General features: G+C 30.0%; 19 protein-coding genes and 1 riboswitch. Of the genes, 9 read left to right on the plus strand and 10 right to left on the minus strand.

Features of this window, described 5'->3' with window-relative positions:
* The first annotated feature begins 281 nt into the window (after positions 1-281).
* From ACJDU8_RS15825 to ACJDU8_RS15845, 5 genes are all read left to right on the plus strand, one after another.
* Complete coding sequence (locus ACJDU8_RS15825) at positions 282-788, plus strand: hypothetical protein (protein WP_406793122.1); 507 nt, start codon at positions 282-284, stop codon at positions 786-788.
* Positions 789-1,221: 433 nt separating this feature from the next.
* Positions 1,222-1,476 (plus strand): hemolysin XhlA family protein, encoded by a 255-nt coding sequence (locus ACJDU8_RS15830; protein ID WP_406793123.1) that lies wholly within the window; start codon positions 1,222-1,224, stop codon positions 1,474-1,476.
* A gap of 12 nt (positions 1,477-1,488) precedes the next feature.
* Positions 1,489-2,271 carry an N-acetylmuramoyl-L-alanine amidase gene (locus ACJDU8_RS15835; RefSeq protein WP_406793124.1) on the plus strand — a complete coding sequence of 261 codons (783 nt, stop codon included), beginning with the start codon at positions 1,489-1,491 and terminating at the stop codon, positions 2,269-2,271.
* A gap of 114 nt (positions 2,272-2,385) precedes the next feature.
* Positions 2,386-2,829: a hypothetical protein gene (locus ACJDU8_RS15840; protein ID WP_406793125.1), complete on the plus strand. Its 444-nt coding sequence runs from the start codon at positions 2,386-2,388 to the stop codon at positions 2,827-2,829.
* Positions 2,830-2,924: 95 nt separating this feature from the next.
* Complete coding sequence (locus ACJDU8_RS15845) at positions 2,925-3,680, plus strand: DNA adenine methylase (RefSeq protein WP_406793126.1); 756 nt, start codon at positions 2,925-2,927, stop codon at positions 3,678-3,680.
* Positions 3,681-3,954: 274 nt separating this feature from the next.
* On the opposite strand, the gene ACJDU8_RS15850 is transcribed toward ACJDU8_RS15845, so the two are convergent.
* The 4 genes from ACJDU8_RS15850 to ACJDU8_RS15865 all read right to left on the minus strand — a co-directional run bounded on the left by ACJDU8_RS15850 (position 3,955) and on the right by ACJDU8_RS15865 (position 6,572).
* Entirely contained in the window at positions 3,955-4,425 is a 471-nt protein-coding gene (locus ACJDU8_RS15850) for a hypothetical protein (protein WP_406793127.1), read from the minus strand.
* A 526-nt stretch (positions 4,426-4,951) separates the two neighbouring features.
* Complete coding sequence (locus tag ACJDU8_RS15855; protein WP_406793128.1) at positions 4,952-5,215, minus strand: hypothetical protein; 264 nt, start codon at positions 5,213-5,215, stop codon at positions 4,952-4,954.
* Positions 5,216-5,657: 442 nt separating this feature from the next.
* Positions 5,658-5,942 (minus strand): uS8 family ribosomal protein, encoded by a 285-nt coding sequence (locus tag ACJDU8_RS15860; protein WP_406793129.1) that lies wholly within the window; start codon positions 5,940-5,942, stop codon positions 5,658-5,660.
* A gap of 204 nt (positions 5,943-6,146) precedes the next feature.
* Positions 6,147-6,572: a hypothetical protein gene (locus ACJDU8_RS15865; RefSeq protein ID WP_406793130.1), complete on the minus strand. Its 426-nt coding sequence runs from the start codon at positions 6,570-6,572 to the stop codon at positions 6,147-6,149.
* Between the two features lie 702 nt (positions 6,573-7,274).
* Here ACJDU8_RS15865 and ACJDU8_RS15870 point away from each other — a divergent pair.
* On the plus strand, positions 7,275-7,835 hold the full coding sequence (locus ACJDU8_RS15870) for a metal-iron-binding protein (protein ID WP_406793131.1): 561 nt from the start codon (positions 7,275-7,277) through the stop codon (positions 7,833-7,835).
* Positions 7,836-7,964: 129 nt separating this feature from the next.
* Here ACJDU8_RS15870 and ACJDU8_RS15875 read toward each other — a convergent pair whose 3' ends face one another.
* On the minus strand, positions 7,965-8,357 hold the full coding sequence (locus tag ACJDU8_RS15875; RefSeq protein WP_406793132.1) for a hypothetical protein: 393 nt from the start codon (positions 8,355-8,357) through the stop codon (positions 7,965-7,967).
* A 201-nt stretch (positions 8,358-8,558) separates the two neighbouring features.
* A riboswitch (Fluoride riboswitch) is annotated at positions 8,559-8,618 on the plus strand.
* A gap of 38 nt (positions 8,619-8,656) precedes the next feature.
* Between ACJDU8_RS15875 and crcB the strand changes: the two genes are divergently transcribed.
* Positions 8,657-9,031, plus strand: a complete 375-nt coding sequence (crcB, locus tag ACJDU8_RS15880; protein WP_406793133.1) for a fluoride efflux transporter CrcB — start codon at positions 8,657-8,659, stop codon at positions 9,029-9,031.
* A gap of 150 nt (positions 9,032-9,181) precedes the next feature.
* A complete protein-coding gene (locus ACJDU8_RS15885; RefSeq protein WP_406793134.1) occupies positions 9,182-9,817 on the plus strand; it encodes a DUF190 domain-containing protein in 636 nt (211 codons plus the stop codon).
* Between the two features lie 334 nt (positions 9,818-10,151).
* Here ACJDU8_RS15885 and ACJDU8_RS15890 read toward each other — a convergent pair whose 3' ends face one another.
* Complete coding sequence (locus ACJDU8_RS15890; RefSeq protein WP_406793135.1) at positions 10,152-10,907, minus strand: NlpC/P60 family protein; 756 nt, start codon at positions 10,905-10,907, stop codon at positions 10,152-10,154.
* A gap of 196 nt (positions 10,908-11,103) precedes the next feature.
* On the opposite strand from ACJDU8_RS15890, the gene ACJDU8_RS15895 reads away from it, so the two are divergent.
* Positions 11,104-12,195: a hypothetical protein gene (locus tag ACJDU8_RS15895; protein ID WP_406793136.1), complete on the plus strand. Its 1,092-nt coding sequence runs from the start codon at positions 11,104-11,106 to the stop codon at positions 12,193-12,195.
* Positions 12,196-12,378: 183 nt separating this feature from the next.
* On the opposite strand, the gene ACJDU8_RS15900 is transcribed toward ACJDU8_RS15895, so the two are convergent.
* The 4 genes from ACJDU8_RS15900 to ACJDU8_RS15915 all read right to left on the minus strand — a co-directional run bounded on the left by ACJDU8_RS15900 (position 12,379) and on the right by ACJDU8_RS15915 (position 18,036).
* Entirely contained in the window at positions 12,379-14,337 is a 1,959-nt protein-coding gene (locus ACJDU8_RS15900) for a sensor histidine kinase (RefSeq protein WP_406793137.1), read from the minus strand.
* A 505-nt stretch (positions 14,338-14,842) separates the two neighbouring features.
* Positions 14,843-16,075, minus strand: coding sequence for an SGNH/GDSL hydrolase family protein (locus ACJDU8_RS15905; protein WP_406793138.1), 1,233 nt, complete (start codon positions 16,073-16,075; stop codon positions 14,843-14,845).
* A 285-nt stretch (positions 16,076-16,360) separates the two neighbouring features.
* Positions 16,361-17,608 (minus strand): cupin domain-containing protein, encoded by a 1,248-nt coding sequence (locus ACJDU8_RS15910; protein WP_406793139.1) that lies wholly within the window; start codon positions 17,606-17,608, stop codon positions 16,361-16,363.
* 224 nt (positions 17,609-17,832) lie between these two features.
* Positions 17,833-18,036 carry an alpha/beta-type small acid-soluble spore protein gene (locus ACJDU8_RS15915; RefSeq protein WP_406793140.1) on the minus strand — a complete coding sequence of 68 codons (204 nt, stop codon included), beginning with the start codon at positions 18,034-18,036 and terminating at the stop codon, positions 17,833-17,835.
* Between the last annotated feature and the right edge of the window lie 226 nt (positions 18,037-18,262).

Below are 18,262 nucleotides of genomic sequence, written 5' to 3' on the forward strand. Positions count from 1 at the left end.
TGCTCCAATAAGGCAATTAGTTTTTTGGAATATATTGAAATTGAATTAAATTGAAATACTTTAAAGAACAATAAAGTAAAAAAATGTGACAAAATGGAATATGATGTACAAGCCTGCAATAATATAGTAAAATTTAGGATATAAAAAAATTATAGTAGGTACTGTTTTCTACAAAATAATCAAATATAAAGATTTATAATATATTTTGAAGATGCAAATAATAATGTGTCTATAAAACAGTAAGTGTATACACTAATTATTTTAAAAGGGTGGTTATAAATATGAAAATGTCAAAAACTAAGAAAAGGCCAATAGCATTAACATTAGTAATATCTCTTATTCTTTCTTTAATGATGTCAACACTTGTTTTTGCAGATGTAACTCCAGGTCCTAATGGTGAATATTGTACAATTACATATATAAGCGGTGTAGGTAATGCTTGGAATTCTACTCCAAGCAACCCAATGTATGGAGGAAAGGCTGTAACTGGTACCGATATATTAGGTAATACAGGTGGGTTACCCGTTACTATTGAATTTTCAGCAAACTGTACAGACTATCTATTTGCCGTTCTTCAAGTTGACAGTCAAGGTCATACAATAAATGGCGGCACTGAGTATGTATCACCAACATTTAGGACAAACACTGTATCACCAGGTTCATTGACGGTTCAATTGCCATCAAGCTGGTTTATTAAAGGAGATTATTATAAAGTATTTTCATACGGAGCTTTCCCTGGGATAAGCCAATGTCCAATGAGCTCGGCATTTGTTGAAATAGTAAATTAATAATTCAAATTAATTTAATAAAAGGGACTTAGATTAATTTCCGAGTCCCTTTTATTGTCTTCAATTATAAAAATAGCAAAATACGTAGAAGAAAAATATTGCGATAGAGTTTTGGATGAACCTGGAATGCTTTTTATTTTGACTTGAAACAATTTTTTAACTAATTACTATACCACTAAGTTGTAACAAATATTATATATCATGATTATTATTATTATAAATAATAATTTAGGTATAAAGTTGAGGTGGATGAAAATGTCAATAATTTTGCCTATAGTCCTTATACCTATAGTATTTATTTATGTAGTAATATTTGTACTTTGTAGAATTGCTAGTAAAGAAGAAGATTCAGAATAAAGAATTATAAGCGAAAAGAGTTTTGGAGAGATTCAGAGCTCTTTTTTATATTTAAATTTACTTCAGGAGGTACTATATGAGTGAATGTTATGATGCAGAACTATGTGGAGAAAAACATAAAACACTAGATAATAAAGTAGATGACCATGAAACGTGGTTAAAAAAACATGATGATGAAATAAGTGCTATAAAACAAGACAATAGAGAAAATCATACAGAGATAAAGAACTTAATAAAAAAAATGGATACATTCATCACAGTAATAATGTGGGGACTTGGCATATTTGTCACAGTCTCTCTTTTTTTTATAGGTATTTTATTAAAAAGGTAGGAGGAATGATTTATGATAATGACTTATGATTTTGGGCATGGAACAGGCCAAGACAGAGGAGCTTCTGGATATCTAAACGAGGAAACGGTAATTAGACAATATGGTCCAATTGTGGTGGCTAAACTAACAAAATTAGGACATACCCTATATGATTGTACACCACCAGCAAGCCCAGCTTTAACTTTGCCACAATCACTAGCCTATAGAGTGAACAAAGCTAATTCTATAGGTTCACAGCTTCATATTTGTATGCATGTAAATGCTTATGAAACTGATAAAGCCACAGGGTGTGAGGTAGAATATGCAAGCGATTCAGGAAAGGCTTATGCAGATAGGATATATCCAGAAATAATTAATGCATTGGGAGTACCGAAACATGGAGAAGGCTCTGTGCATAGACCTGATCTATACGTACTTAAGTATACAAAAATGACTGCTATTCTTGTAGAGCCTTTCTTCTGTGATACCAAAGCAGACTGTGACAAATATAATGCTGAAAAATTAGCTACTGCCATAGTTAAAGGAATAACTGGGATTGATACATCTATCCAAACTACACAGACTATTGTAGCCACTACGCCTATACAAACAGCTCCAACATATGAGGAAAGTATACCTGTGGGACCAAACATTTGGCAAATACCAGGTATGCCTTTTTTTATTGAACAAAGGTCGGATGGAAATATGGGCATACACTTAGATAGAGGAAATTATCTAGTGATGAAAAAAGGTGAAGCACCAGAAGTTTACTACAACAATAACAAAGGCCAGGGTGGATCTAAGAGATTGTTTTAAAATAAATTCTCATTTTATCAAAGAAAAGATAGAATGAGAATTTCCTTGTGTAAGGCTAGTAAAATAGCCATTTATTAAATTATCAAAAATTAAATTTTAGGAGGAATAGATAATATGTTAGGAAAAGAATTAGCAAATATAATAGCAAGTGGAGTTTTAAGTATTTTAGGGGCTGTAGCTTCTTATGGGGTTACCGTAGGTGTTGCTTATCTTAAAAAGAAAAAAGAGGCTCTTATCAAGCAAATAGGAGTTGACCAATATAATGAAGATTATACAATTGCAAAAGATATTTACTATATAGTAGAGCAGCAGTTTAAGTTCATACCACAGGCAGGGGAACAGAAAAGAAAGGAATTTGACAAACTTTTGCTTGAGAAGATTCCAGGAATATCTCAAGAGGAACTTGACCATTTCAGGGAAGCTATCTGCGGAAAAATCAATACAGAGGTTAAGGATGCACAGCTTTTGGCTCCTCCATTTAATCCTAATACGGATATAGCAGATGTGGTAAGTACTATTAAAACACAAGAAGATACTCAGGCAATTCAAACGCAATAATGATTCATTAGTGGTCTTAACAGGCCACTATATTTTTTTACTTATTATAAGAACATAAGTTCGTAAAATACAAATATACAAAGGAGGAATTGTTAATGAATAGTTTTATAGGATGGATAGGTGGAAAAAGGTTATTAAGAAAGGAAATTGTAAAGAGGTTTCCTGAAAGTTTTAATAGATATATAGAAGTCTTCGGAGGAGCTGCGTGGGTTTTGTTTTCAAAAGAGAAACTGGCCAACATGGAAGTATACAATGATATAAACGGAGATTTGGTGAATTTATTCAGGTGTGTAAAATATCACTGTGGAGAGCTTCAGAAGGAATTATCATTCATGCTAAATTCAAGAGAGCTATTTTATGATTTTGCCAGTCAGTATAACACTAGGGGAATGACAGATATTCAAAGAGCAGCACGATTTTTTATGATGATAAAAACAAGTTACGGTTCAGATTGCAGAAGTTATGGTTGCGTGAAGAAAGATGTTAATGTAATGATTCAATATCTTACTGATATTCAGGAAAGGCTTTCAGGTGTAGTAATTGAAAATAAAGATTTTCAGGATTTGCTTAAAGTATATGACAAAGACGATTCACTTATATATTTAGACCCGCCATATTATGGAACTGAAAGATATTATCAGGTGCAGTTTTCAGATGAGGACCATGAGAGGCTTTCCAAGGTACTTAGAAGTGTAAAGGGCAAGTTTATTCTTTCATATAATGATTGTGAATTTGTAAGGGATCTATATAAGGACTTCAATATAGATGAGGTTGAGAGAAATCACAATTTGGTGGGGAAGTATAAAGATAAGGAACATAGGTATAGTGAGTTGATTATTATGAATTATTAGGAAAAGGATGAACCCTAGAATGGTGTAAAGACTATTCTAGGCCTTACTTTTTAGTAAAGCTAATAGAATTATGTAATTTTCTCGTTTATTCTTCAAAATAATATTAATTGCATGATTAAGAAATAGGGGAATTATCTATAATTAATAGTTCCTCTATTCCAATGAAAATTTAAATATTTGTGTACTTAAATTATATATTCGATTAATTTATATAGATATTTATGTCTGAAATCATTTACATGCCTTATAAAATCATATATTAGTTTCTTGTTGATTAAGGTTGAGAAAAAGTTTTTAAAAAATGCCGTATACCGCCTTCACCTATATTGATTTTCCCATATTCTTCTTTCTTAAGTCTTCTAGCTATCTCATTGTTAGATATTCCTAAAATTTTCCAATAAAGTATGTTGTTTTTCTGAGCTAAAAGCTTAGGATTAAATTTTTCGCCTTTCCCTTTATGTATATCCCACTTATCCAGCTCTTTTTTTAAGTCTTCATTTTCAACTTGTAATTTCATATTTTCACGTCTAAGATGTTGCATTTGTTCATCTAAAGTATTATACATACTCGTAAGCTCAATTATAGCATTTTTATACTGATTAATTACATCATTAACGGCTCTGCGTATACCCACAATTTTTGAATCTCTTAGAAGCTTTTTTAATACTCTTAGTTTATTTTCTATTCCATTTATTTTAAGATCAAGTTTGTCTTTCCTCTCCTTGTCTTTCCAATATATAAACACTCAAAAATCACCTTTTTTCTCGTATTTTAAGCTTATATCACGAGTTCTTTATTATATTATAATACCTTACATAAGATAAGTAAAGTATAGAAAACATCAAAAAAATAAGCACCAGTTTTATCTAATACTTAAATCCTTTTATAATTTTACAATCACCTTATTTTGACCATATATAGTAAAAGCCCTAGCAGTACCAGAGCTTTTACTGAGGTAATACATAATGAGTGACTTTAAAGTATTCTTATGCCATTAACCATTATACCCAACCCACAACGTTTTATATTTATTTTCCGAAATTTCTTCCAGATGAGAGCGCAACAGGTGGAAATGATAGTCAAACCAAGAATGGTTTTCAGCTCTGCAATAAGAAGTGATTTTTATTATATGCCTAGATTTTAGATTCCCTATAGGAAAAATATGAAACCCCCCAACTTAATTTTAAGCTGAAGGGTTTGCTTTACATAAGTAGCTGCCCCATGGACAGCCAGAACAATAAAAGGAGTTTAGTTATATATTAATATGATAATTAATCGAAATCTTCATCTGAATCCCAATCATCTGATCTTCCACCCTGAGGCGGTCTTCCCTGAGGCGGCCTTGGAGGTACATGGATTGGGGTAATACGTAATATTTCTTGATGATAGACACGAATAGGTCGGTTGCCGGAATGTGTATATATGGTTAGAGACACTATGCCTGTGTGCCTGTTGTAACCATTTATATGAGCTGTGACTGTGCCATATCCTCTAACGTCAACAAGCACAGTTTGACCAACGTGTGATTGTATCATTTCAGGAGTAACACGTTGCCTGAAATAGTTGCAGTACCCAAAAGAACAATAATAATTTTCCAAAGTTTAGTTCTCCTTGTATTTATCGTTTCAATATTTATATTATGCTAGTAAGATACTTTTTGGAATCAATTTAATGAGGTTTATGTAGTTTTAAGCTAAAGTTTTAATTTGGCAACAAAAAAGCTGCCCTATGGACAGCTAAAGAGAATTTATAAGAGACGATTGTATTTATATTGTATCCAAAATTTACAAATCACATACAATATAAATGAAAATAAATAATCGGGTGTAGAATGTGTAGTGATAAATTTTTATATCAAAAGCCCTGGAATTAACCAGGGCTTTTATGAATTAAGGTAAAACATAATCGAGTGACATATTAAGTATTCTTATGAGCATTAACCATTATATCTAATTTATCTTATTTTATATTCATTTTCTATTGTTTCGAATACCATCTTGACGAGTTAATTTTAGTGCTCAAATTACCAGCAGATAGTTCAAAACTTTTTATTATCTTATCTTCCGTTTCAAGTTCACATAAAGCGCCATAAATCAGAAAAGCATCCAAACTAACATTATCTATTTTTAAGAGAAATTTTAAAGTAGTTATTGGACATTCACTTAATTTACTAATGTAATTATGTTTTTTTAGTATGTCTAATATTTCTTCCTTTAATTTCTCTTTATCCGTATTTAATTCTTCTTCATCCATATTCATCATTTCCCCCTTGATTTTTTCTTCATTAAAATTTCTACAAATAATGATAATATCCTGCTAAAATAAAAAATATGGTTAAAGCTTATGAACAGGGTTTAAAGTAAAATGTGATAATAAAAAACCTAGTGGGAAAATAAAATCCTACTAGATTTTTTATTTTGATGCTTAATAAATCATACCTTTAAGTAAAAGAAGGAATTAAAGTAACTACTTCCAATCTTTATTTGAACCCTGTGATCCGGTGTGAGCTGAGCTTTCATTAGGTTGACCAGTATGAGATGGCATTACACCATGAGCTGGATTTTCATGAGTTGGCATTTTACCCTGGTTAGGGCTTGCGTGAATAGGAGTAATACGTGCTATCGCACTATAGTGAATACGAAGTTGTGCCTGACCAAAGTGGGTAAATATAGTTAAAGTTACTACACCTGTAAGTTCGTCGTGACTATCTATACAAGCTGTAATTGTACCAAGCCATTTAAGGTGGACAAGTGCAATTCGACCAATATGCTTTTGTACTGTTTCAGGACTAACGTTTGATTTTCTAAAATAGTCACCATAATCATCATAGTCACCATAGTAATTATCAGAGTAATCGTCATAGTAGTCAAAAGGGCAATAATAATTTTTCACGAGTTATTTCTCCTTATATTTATCACTTCAATATTTATATTATGTTAATATGATATTTTTGGGAATTAATTTAATTTAGCTTTTAATAGGATTTTTAGTAGTAGCAATTGATAAAGTTGATCTAAGCTCTATTTTTATTTTTTGTACAATACTGGAGTGAATATAGAAATTTATAACACATCTTCCGGATGCATTATTTTAGAAAATAAGAGTAATAGAAGCTCTGGTTAATTCCAGAGCTTTTATTGTACTAAGGTAAAATTATTAAGAAATTAAAGTATTTTCATGGTATTAATCATTATATCCGATTTACTATATTTTATATCCATTTAGTTTTTAAATTGGAGTTATATTTTTAAGAAATTTCTATATTATTATGTGTGATTTAGAGTGGGGACATTTTGGGGACACAACTACTGGAAAAGTCCCCAAAACTACTTATTTATACTTAACATATATTTTATAAAACATAGTAATACCAATGATTTGAATAGCAAACCTAAATCAAATTAACATAAAATTTCGCACTCGTAATGCGTAGGCCATGGGTTCGATCCCCTTTTTCAGCACCAATGAAAGCCTGTAATATCAACGTGTTACAGGCCTTTTAATTTTACTTAAAAACAGGCCTTTATTTTAAATAGATTAATACTTATTTTATGCTATACTAAAATTAAAAGTTATTTAGAAAGGAATGTTTATATGGTTAAAATGACTTGCATTGTCTGTGGTATGAAAATAAATGAAAAGAATTATAATTTTAATAAAGAAGCATTTATAAATTCAAATAGTAAAGAAAACATAATGTATTGCCCATTTTGTGGAGCACAAAGTGAATATTTAATAGAAGATGGACAAGAAATAAAATATGATAGAAATAAATTGAATCAAAATGATTTAAAAATAATAGATCATGCAGCTAAATTGGAAGTTTTTAATGGAGATTTTTATAAGAAAGCTTCAGATATGGCGAAAGATGAAAATGTAAAAAGTATGTTTAAGGCTTTATCAAGCATAGAATATATGCATGCTAGAATTCACAAGAAAATAGCCGATATTAAAGAAATTCCAGTACTTAAGGAGATGGATTATTCAAAATATAATACTGATGAAGCTTTGCTTGCAGCAGCTTGTCAAAGAGAAAAGCATGCTGTAGAGTATTATAAAAAATATGAAAAGGAGATTCATGAAGAAAACATTGTAAAGATATTGAATGTACTTTCGAAGGTTGAAGAAGAACATATAGAGCTTACAGGTGAATAACTTGTGGAAGTCCCTTATACAGTTGGTAAAGATAAAGTTGGGAGAAGGAAGCTTAAGGAGTTGATTGTAACTTATTATTAGGATGTAAAGAGTGCGTAATTATAATGGCACTCTTTATATTTTTAAACTTTATATTTGATGCATAAGTGACATTTCAACAACTTTACTTAAATACTCCCTTGCGTGGCTTATTGACATCCCACAATCCGTTAATGTCTTTACTACATTAGGATGGTGTTGTTCAAGCATCCCTACAATCTCTTGTGTATCTGATTTTATTCTTTCCATATCTTTTTTTGGTATGTCCATCGTACCTGGCATTTCTTGGTTTATATCTGGTTTCTTCTCCAAAGGTGGCAGCGTGCTTTCTTTATGAGTTTTGTTCTCTTCAAATTTTTCTTTTCCTTTAAAAATAGGTTTGGGTTCCATACGCATCACAGGTGGGTACATGTTTCTATTAGCCATCATACAATAACAACGCATTGGTGTTATTTGTAATGGTGGATACATGTATTTATACATAAAAGCCTCCAGTAAAATTTTTCTCACAATAGTATACTATTCAAAAAACTGTTATTCGGAATGTTTATATTTGGATTTTTTTCTAATTTCTCTGAAATGCTGGTATACTAGTATAATGAGGAAAAGTATGTTTGAATTGTAGAATGTTAGAACAGAAATTTATCATGATTATTGCTTTTGTATTTTTATGCTTGTATAATATTATATATAGGTGATGGAGTTCGCCTTTAAATGCTTTATGCTGATGACTCCTACTTCTCAAAAGAAGTAGGAGCTTTTTATTTTTAGGGGGGGATTTTATGCAGAAACTGTTTTACGTTGGTATTGGTGGGTTTATAGGCACTTGTCTGCGATATATTATATCATATTACTCACCTAAATTATTCGGAACACAATTGCCATATGGAACACTAATTGTTAATATAGTTGGAGGTATCTTGATTGGCTTTATTATGGAATTAAGTTTAGTGACTAATTCAATTTCGCCAAATTTGAGATTATTCCTTACTACTGGTATTATGGGTGGGCTTACTACTTTCTCTACGTTTAGTTACGAAACTATAAATTTTTTTAGCAACGGAAGTTATGTGTTGGGTACTTTAAATACTTGTTTAAATTTATTTTTAAGTTTAGGAGGAGTTGTATTTGGTAAATTTCTTTCACATATGGTATAGAAAAACTTATTTTAAATAAGCATTTTTAGATATGTAAAATACTGAATATTTTGTAGTCTTTTTATTAGGAAACATTGGCTAAATTACCAGAAGAGCAAATAACACTTGGAGTAAAATAAAATTCCATTTTAAGGGGGATTGATTAATATTATGAATAGTTTATTGAGAATAATAGTTGGAGAGCAAGAATATACTGCTAATTCACATAATGTCTATCAATGGATAAGAGAATTCTTATGGAAGAAAGGATTTCCGGGGTTGACAATTAGGCGTAGCGAATTAAGTCTTGATCATCGAAGTAGGCTGCATTCATTTACACTTGAAGATGTAGCATTTAACAACTTGGCTGTTATTTTAGAGACAGTTGCTAGTAATAGCCAAATAGAAAAAGTGAAACAAGAACTTACTGAGAATATGATTCATGGTCAAGTGAGTGTAGTTAAAGGAATGGGGGAGAAAGATATGGAAATGCATGATTATTTTGTTGTCAAAGTTTATACCAAAGAAAATAATTCGTGGTTTAAAAAAGAGGAGCACGAAAAAGTCTTAGATTTTTTACAAAAGAAAAATGTCATTTGGGCTACTATTACTAAAGGAATTGTGGGATATGGTAAAGACAGAGTTGTGCATAAGCAACGGTTATTTTCTTTTAGTGAACAAATGCCTATTGTAATAGAAAGTATTGTTGCTTCTAAGTACTTAGAAGATTTGCTAAAAGAACTCAAGATCCTTGTTAAGGAAGGTGCTATATTTACAACACCAGTAGATGTGATAATGGATAAATAATAAGATGTAGTAACTAAAAAGTTTTAAGTTGCATGCAATGTAATAGAAGGTGAATTAATTAAAGTATAGAATGTATAGTGATAAGGTTTTATATTAAAAAGCCCTGGAATTAACTAGGGCTTTTATGAATTAAGATAAAACATAACCAAATGAGATAATTAAAGTATTTTTATGAGTATTAATTATTATATCCAATTTATCTTATTTAAAACAAAAGAGAGTTTTTATACTCTCAAATTTTTTTATGTATAATAAAAGCAATCAGGTTTTCTTTTACCAGACTGCCTTGCCACTTCTGCCTTAAATTTTTCATAAGCCACTAAAGCCAAGCATATTAAGTTAATGTCATCAACCTAATTGGAATATAACCACTATTTATGAGGTTACTTTTAAATCGTACATCTTTTCTTGCGGTTGGAACAGATACAAAAGGAGTTACAGTTTGTACATTTTGTTCATATACGTTTAATTCATTACCGTTCTTAGGATTAGTATCTATGTATATCATAATATGTCCTTTGCCCCCACCATTATCAAGGAGTAAAGCATCTCCCGGCTTTAAATCCTGCCATGAAATTTCATTTACGGTTTTTCCATCAATTTTAGTATGATATTTAACGGCATTAAATAAAGAAAGGGTAGTTTGTCTATTTATTCCCCAACATATGCTCACAAAACCAGCACAGTCATTTCCGTATATAACATTAGAATTGCTTATTTTTGATAAAAAGTCATTAATAGAAGTTGCTTGATAATAAGACATACTATAGGGTATTCCATAATATGTCTTACCCTTTATGAAGGTGTAATGACTATATTTATCAAATAAATTATATTTAGGAATCCAGCTAACATTGGCCATTTCATAAGCCTTATTAAGTACTTCTTTGCGGTTAATAGTGCAAGTGGAAATATCATTTTTATTGTAGTTTACAGCATTATCATTTAGATTAAAGGTAGGTATATTGATAGTGGTATTATTTTTTCTAATATTCATAGATGTAGATTGTGTAGATATAAATATAAATGTCATAAGTATAAAAATGAAGAAAATACTTATAGATAGTTTGATATATTTAAATATACTCATAATTCAAATCTCCTATTCCTAGGTATATATAATAATATTATTATTATAACTAAAAAGAATTTATGATATATATTTACTATATGTAGTTGTATAATTTAGTATAAAAACTAGTTATAGGCTTTATTTTTATTTTTTTCTAAAATTAAGCAGGGTTTCAGAATTTTATGAAGAAGATTTAAATTAAGAGGTGATAACATTGAACTGTATTAACTTAGAAATGGCCTTTGGAGAATACAAAATCGGAAAAATAAGTTTGATTGAATTTTTAAGAATTCTTCCCGATGAAAAGGAAAGAGCATTTGAGGAGTGGATGGTAAGGTTAATATCAGAAACGGTGTCTATTGAAAAGGATTTGATTAAAATCTTAGAAGAAAATCAAGAAAGTCTTAAAGTTCTTTATAATGCTTTTTATTGTATTTGTACGTACTACAGGAAAGAAAAAAATATTATTAAGTATAAAGAAATTCTTGCACGATATGAATATTGTTTTTCTGAAAATCCTACGTATAGTTATTTAAAGGCAATGTGTTTGATGCAGCGTGGTACAGAAGCAGATATAAAAGAGGCAATTAAGTTATCCCAAAAATCCATGGAATATGTTCCTGACAATGTAGGTATAATTCATTGCTATACGGAAGTTGTTGCTAAAGCTTTTGAAGAAAACATTCTAAGTTTAAAGAATAATAAGCTAAAGTTAAATGAAGCTAAAAAGTTATTGTTAAGTAAGGTATTAAGAGAAACATACGATTATGCTAAATTTCATTGTACATATGGAAGATTACTTGGAATATCAGGAAATTATATAGAAGCGGCAAAAGAAATAATAAGTGCTATTGATAAAGAAATTTCTGATGGTAATTATTATTCTTTAAGAATGGCAGAATACCAAAGATATTTAATTCAAGTAACTTCTAAAAATTATGAGAAAGCCATTCTTCAATTTGAAGATTATAACTCTAATATGGATAGATGGAATAGAGAAATGGGAGCGAATATAGCTAACTCTATTGAGAAGGTACAAGGTGCTTTAAATAAAAATTTAGAATCTTTAGGTTTTTTTGCAGCTTTGGTAAGCTTTATTATTGCTTCTGTTCAAATTTTAACTAATTTAAATTTTGAAGATGCTTTTGAATTGATTCTGGCATTAGGCGGAACCATGATGATTGTATTAAGCGGTTTTGGTATAATACTTAATGGTTGTATGTATATTAAGAGGAGCAAGGTTGTATTTGTCATGGGTGTTATAACTATTATTCTAGCATTGGTCATTCATAAGTTTATTCAATAATTTCTTAATACTTATATTATATGAACCTCATTCCTTTGCTTCATTTTGTTTCATATTACCTGTTATAACAAAATAAAGCAAAGGGTTTTTGTTCTTTAAATTATTTTGTGAAACTTAAATTGATATAAATAAAATAACAATAATACTAAATATTGTTGTAATAATTCCTATGGGTAAACTTTACTAAAAATATATATCTGAAAATTCAATAGCAGTGGATTGGATAATTCTGTTATCACCACTAAAAAATGGATTACTGATTTCCTTAAATACAGTTTTTTCATAATAGGTTTCATACTTATCTGAAGGAAGTAATACGGTAAAAGTGCTGCCTTTACCAGTTATGCTATTTAATAATATTTCACCACCAAGAAAATTAACGAGAAGTTTTACAAGATGAAGCCCTAAACCAGTACCTTCAGCTTGACGTGACAAACTACTATCTACTTGTCCAAAACGTTCAAAAATGGTTTTTTGTTTATCTTCAGGTATTCCTAGACCTTCATCTTGTACAGTTATAGAGATCATATTTTTGTTCTCATATTTCTTTATAGAAAGAGTTACAGTAATTGATTTTCCACTTGGAGTAAATTTCAAAGCGTTAGATAATAAATTAAGCAAGATGCGTTCCAGCTTCTCTTCATCAGAGTAAATATTCTTCTGCGGCAAATTAGTATTGAATTTCAATATCACATTTTTTTGCTTTGCATATAATTCAACTGAATTTACAATTGCCTCAATAACATGTACAATGCTAAAGTAACTTTTATTCATCTTTAGGTGGCCTGAATTAATACGAGCAATATCAAGTAAATTATTAACTAGGCGAAGCTGTCTATTAATATTTTGTTTAATGGTAGTTAAATATTTACGAACCTTTTCAGTTAATTCTTCTTTATACATTAAATCAATTGCTTGCAAAGCTAAATTTATAACTGATATAGGAGTTTTGAACTCATGTATCATAAGGTAGAAAAATTCATCTTTTGATTTCAGCGCTTTTTCAAGAACTTTATTTTTGTCTTTCTCTGTGTCTAATAATTTTTCTAAATGAGTTTTAATCTCTTTTTGATTTTTTATCAATATGGACAGGGGAACATATTCATTACATTCTGAATTGAATTGCTTAATTGCATTCCTAGTATTTTTAAATTTTTTTATGTGGCTAGCAACTATATTTTCTTTTCTTATACCCCAAATTCTATATATTTGGCCTGTAGTATCCTCCATGGGTATCAGTTTAATAGAAAAATAATTTAATTTAGACTTAAATTTTTGGCATACCTGAAACTCTATTGGATTTTTTGTTTTTATGCACATTTTAAGATTATTTATTAGTAATTTAGTGTACTCTTTAGAGTAAACTCCATATATATCCTCTAATTCTAATTGATGATTTGATAATTCAGTAAACTTTTTTTCAACTTCATTAATTTCTATGAACTTAAAACAGCTTCCTTTATTTACTGCAAGCAAAAATATACCTTCAGATGTACTATTAAATAGCTTTCTATAACTCTGTTCATTTTGTTTTAATGCTTCTTGAGACTTTTTATATTTAAGAGACTGTACAATTGCCGGAGAAATTGCTTCTATGATCTTTAATTCTCTAATTGTATATCCATCCTTTCGGTTACCTAAACCGATCATACCAATAGTTCTAGTACAATCTTTTAATGGTATTCCAAGAAATGATTTCAAAGAAGGGTGATCTTTCATTAATTCCTGGCTATCTAGATGTGAAGCTGGATCATTAGTAATGACTGGTTCGCCATTAAGGAGTACTTGTCCATATATATCATTAATTGTAAATTCCATCGATACTTTTTTGTGTACTGTTTCATTGGGTATCTTTAAGATATTACAGTTAGAGTTACTGATAGCAATAGTATAAAATTTTCCTTCAGGAGTTAGTTCTCCAATAAAACTAAATTTGCTTTGGGTTAGTTCTTCCAAAATACTAAGGCATAAACGTCCTAATTCTTCTTCAGTATTGTAATATAAAGCTTCACAAAATATTCTGTTAATACCTTTTAGTACGGAACGATGAAATTGGATTTCCTCATCTGTACTATTATATTCGGCGGTATAGTTAAAATTCATATTTGGCACCTTCTCTTTAGTTTTTTCAAATTTACCCATAACATTACCTCCAATTGTCATTTGCTGTAATGGTTGCTAAATTTTTAGTACGTTGTTTTTCACTATATACAAAATAATACTATGAACAAATAACCCTACAAAGTTTTAATAATCAATTATTGGACTATATAAAAATGAAGACTGAATAAAAAATTTTTTGGTATATATTTTTTATTTAAACAAAACAAATATTATGTATCATTACAACAACATATATTTAATTTAGTTGAGCCTAATGATACATTTTTGCATGATAATTATACAAAATATATAAACAAAAAATTGATATTTAAACTTAATATTACAATTTATTATGAAATGTTTGCATGTATTTACAAAATATATTATAATAATAGTACATAATATTTGTTTTGTACAATTGTAAATATTATGAAATACAATTTTATCGTTATACTATTTCTAAAAAGAATAGTTGACCTATCACCAAGCTGTCCATTTTAAATAAAAAAGCTGCAATATTCCAGCCAATTAAAGCAGATAAATGCTAATTTAATAATTGCAAATTGTTGTAAATGACCTCTCCAATATATTTATAACCTTTGTCACTAGGGTGTGCAGTATTTGTTCCGCTACCTCCCGAATAATCATTAATTGCCATTCCAAATAGACCTAATTTTTGTGAAGTAGTGTAATCACTGAAATATGCTTTATAAATATCTATAATTCCTGTATTATAAGTATCTGATATTTCATATAGCGATGTTACATAAGCAGGCCAATTTGTTGTCCATGAATTAGCGGGCTTTTGATTTGGAATCAAGCATACATTACAGCCTCTTCCTTGCCAATAAGTTACCAGACTTGTCATGTGCGATTTATAATCTTCAACAGAAACTTTATGTGCTGCTTCATTAAGTCCAAAAGACAAAAGTACTAAATCTGGATTTGGTAAGGTGTCCCAAACTTTTTTTGTAAGAGTTGTAGTAAAATAGCTTGCCATTTTGCTGGAAATTGCTATTTTATCTACTTCAATTCCTGTTGTATTTGATGAAGCAATTGCACCTTCTATAAAAATATTTGATGTTGTATTAGGAGTTATTATTAATGTATGAGTAGTGTTGCTTAAACCTGAATAAGAAACTTTATGTGAGAAACTTACTGATTCATCTAAACAACTTATAGTACCTACTTTTATGCCATCTATTGTTATTCTAGCTGTACCGCCATCTTTTGCTTTAGCATATAATAAATCCAAATTTGTTCCAGTGAAAGTTAAAGTTGCAGGTGAGGTATTATTAGCAGAAGTTCCAAAACAACCACCCCAACCACCAACATTAGATGTAAGTCTGTTAGAAGCACCGGAAACACTCCATCCATTTCCCAATGTCCATCTAGGTTTAGCGCCAGAAGGTAAAGCACCTTCGTAGATATTAATAAAACCTTCTCCTGCATTACCAAATTCATTTTGTAAGTATGATTTCATTACACCAACCCAAGATTTGTTTATCTCGTCGCTGGAATATTCTCCCCTTGTATTAGACTCACCGATACAATATATTTTTATTTTTTGGTTACTTGCATTTTTTAATGCGTTTTTATATTTTGATAAACCTGCATCTATATTATGTCCGTATTTTTTATAGGGCAATTGATTTTGAATTGATTCTGTTGGTAGTTTGGTGTTGTTTGATGAATTGTTCTTTATTGATGAACTTACAAAAATCATGGCACAAGATATAGATATGACAGAAATAATGATTAATAATTTTTCTCGCATGTTGGTACTCCTTTATAGATTTTTAATATTTTTCTTTCGTATACTTTAAACTATGGGAATTATATTAAAGTTACTTAATTAATAAACTTCACATGGAGTTAAGGATCACTTGATGTATTTTAATATATGTAAAAGTGATACATTACATACATTAGAAAGAGTGGACTTGTTTGTTTATTAATACTACAGAGCAAATGTGACAAAGAATTTTTACATGATTTTTTGAAACATATTTATATGATAAACCTAAAAAGTCTTCCAAATTAGAAGACTTTTTGTAGTTTATTAATGCTTAAATCTACATATATTTTGTGGTGTATTTTGAGCTATCGGAAATTCATATCCAGGATATTTCACAACAGGTGTTGTTTCCTTATTGATAGAATTCAAAAAATCAGTTGGTAAATTCAAACAAGACTGTACAACTTCATTCGGTGTCATTGCTAACCACTGAGCAAGAGAGACATCAGAATAATGGTCGCTTTTAAACCACTCTAAATATACTAGTTTTTCTTTACTGATATTTTGAATATAGTGAAACCCTCCAACAGGAACATATCCTACATCACCAGCTCGATAATTGAAAGTACGTGCTTTAGAGCCAGGCATAAATACGGTCATGCGGGCTTCACCAGAAATATAGTACTGGAACTCATCATTATTAGTGTGCCAGTGAATTTCACGCATTCCTCCGGGTTCAACTTCAACTAACTCAGTAGCAACTGTTTTACATACAGGAAAGTTTTTAGAATCCAGAATACGTATTGAGCCACCAGAGGATTTAATTGGTTTCACATTAATAAGTTCATGCTTAAATGAGAGGGGAACTTTTCCGTAAGGAGATTTTACCTCTTGACTTTCTAAATTTTGTGGTTCTTCGCCATAAGTAATATAAACTTCTTCTTTAGGAATAGAATTGAACACGCTTTCTGGAGCACCAAAATTTGCAGATAGAACATCCATAGGAATATGAGCAAATAGATCTGAAATTGAAAATGTATTTGTTTCAGAAAAATCCCCTTTATCAAATAAAAGTAAAAATTCACATCCATTATCTAATCCTTGAATAGAATGTGGAATATTCGCAGGAAATAACCAGCCTTCCCCCGGATGTACGTCTGCAATAAAGTTTCTGCCTAGTCCATCTACAGCAGTAATACGTGCATTTCCTACAAGCATATACGCCCACTCTGCCTGTAGATGGCTGTGCATTTCTCGAACTCCAGGTGCAAGACACATGTTAACAAGAGCGAAAGTAGTAGAAATAGGAAGTTCTCTTTCAGTGATTTCTCTTGACCATCCACCAGGATTAATTCTCATGTGTGTATCGGCAAAAGAAAATTTTAAATTTGGCATCAAGCCGTAGTCGGTGGCTGGAGGTACTAACATGTCTGTATTTTGGCCATCCCTCATAATATCCCTTGGACCAAGGTCTTTTGCACCTGCTCCGTCACTTCTTATTGGTTCCGGTATTGTTGAATTCTTTAACTCATCTAATTTTTTTTGCATTTTTTTATCAGTAGTTATATTCATAATTATCCTCCAAAAAAATATTAAAATTCATTTTAATAATATAGTTTGCCTAGCTTATGAATATTATACTTTGCTCTTGAAAATGAAAGATTTGGTACTAAAAATTTTACGGTATAAAAACAAAGCTAAAAAGGTTAGATTTTTAGCTTTGATTGGATCATAATTAAAAGAATCAGTAGATTGGGACGGATTTTTCCATCCCTTTTCATTGAATTGTAATAGAGTTATTTTAATAATTTGTTTTCATAAGCTTCCACCATTTTTTTTACCATATTACCGCCTGTTGGTCCAGCTAGAGCTCCAATTTCTTTTGAAGGTAAATCTGCAACATACTTTTTATTTAAATCTATACCTAATTCATTAGCTGTTTCTATTTTAAGTTCGTCTAATCCTTTTTTTGCGCCTGGAACTAAAGGTTTGTTTGACATAATTAATTCCTCCTTCTATTTGTTAGTGTTATATAATTTATTGATATTTTAATTTATGTAGTTTTAAAGGAAGTAATCTAGAAAATTGCAGGCAATATTTAAATTAATTCTTAAAAATGGAATTAATTTAAACAAGACAAAATAAATCATTTTTTACATGTTTAAAATATATTGGTAAAAATATGTTTAAGATTCTAAAGCTTTTAAATATAAATATTAAATTCCC

Origin of the sequence: Candidatus Clostridium eludens (genome assembly GCF_045310515.1) — a bacterium.
GTDB lineage: Bacteria > Bacillota > Clostridia > Clostridiales > Clostridiaceae > Clostridium_B > Clostridium_B eludens.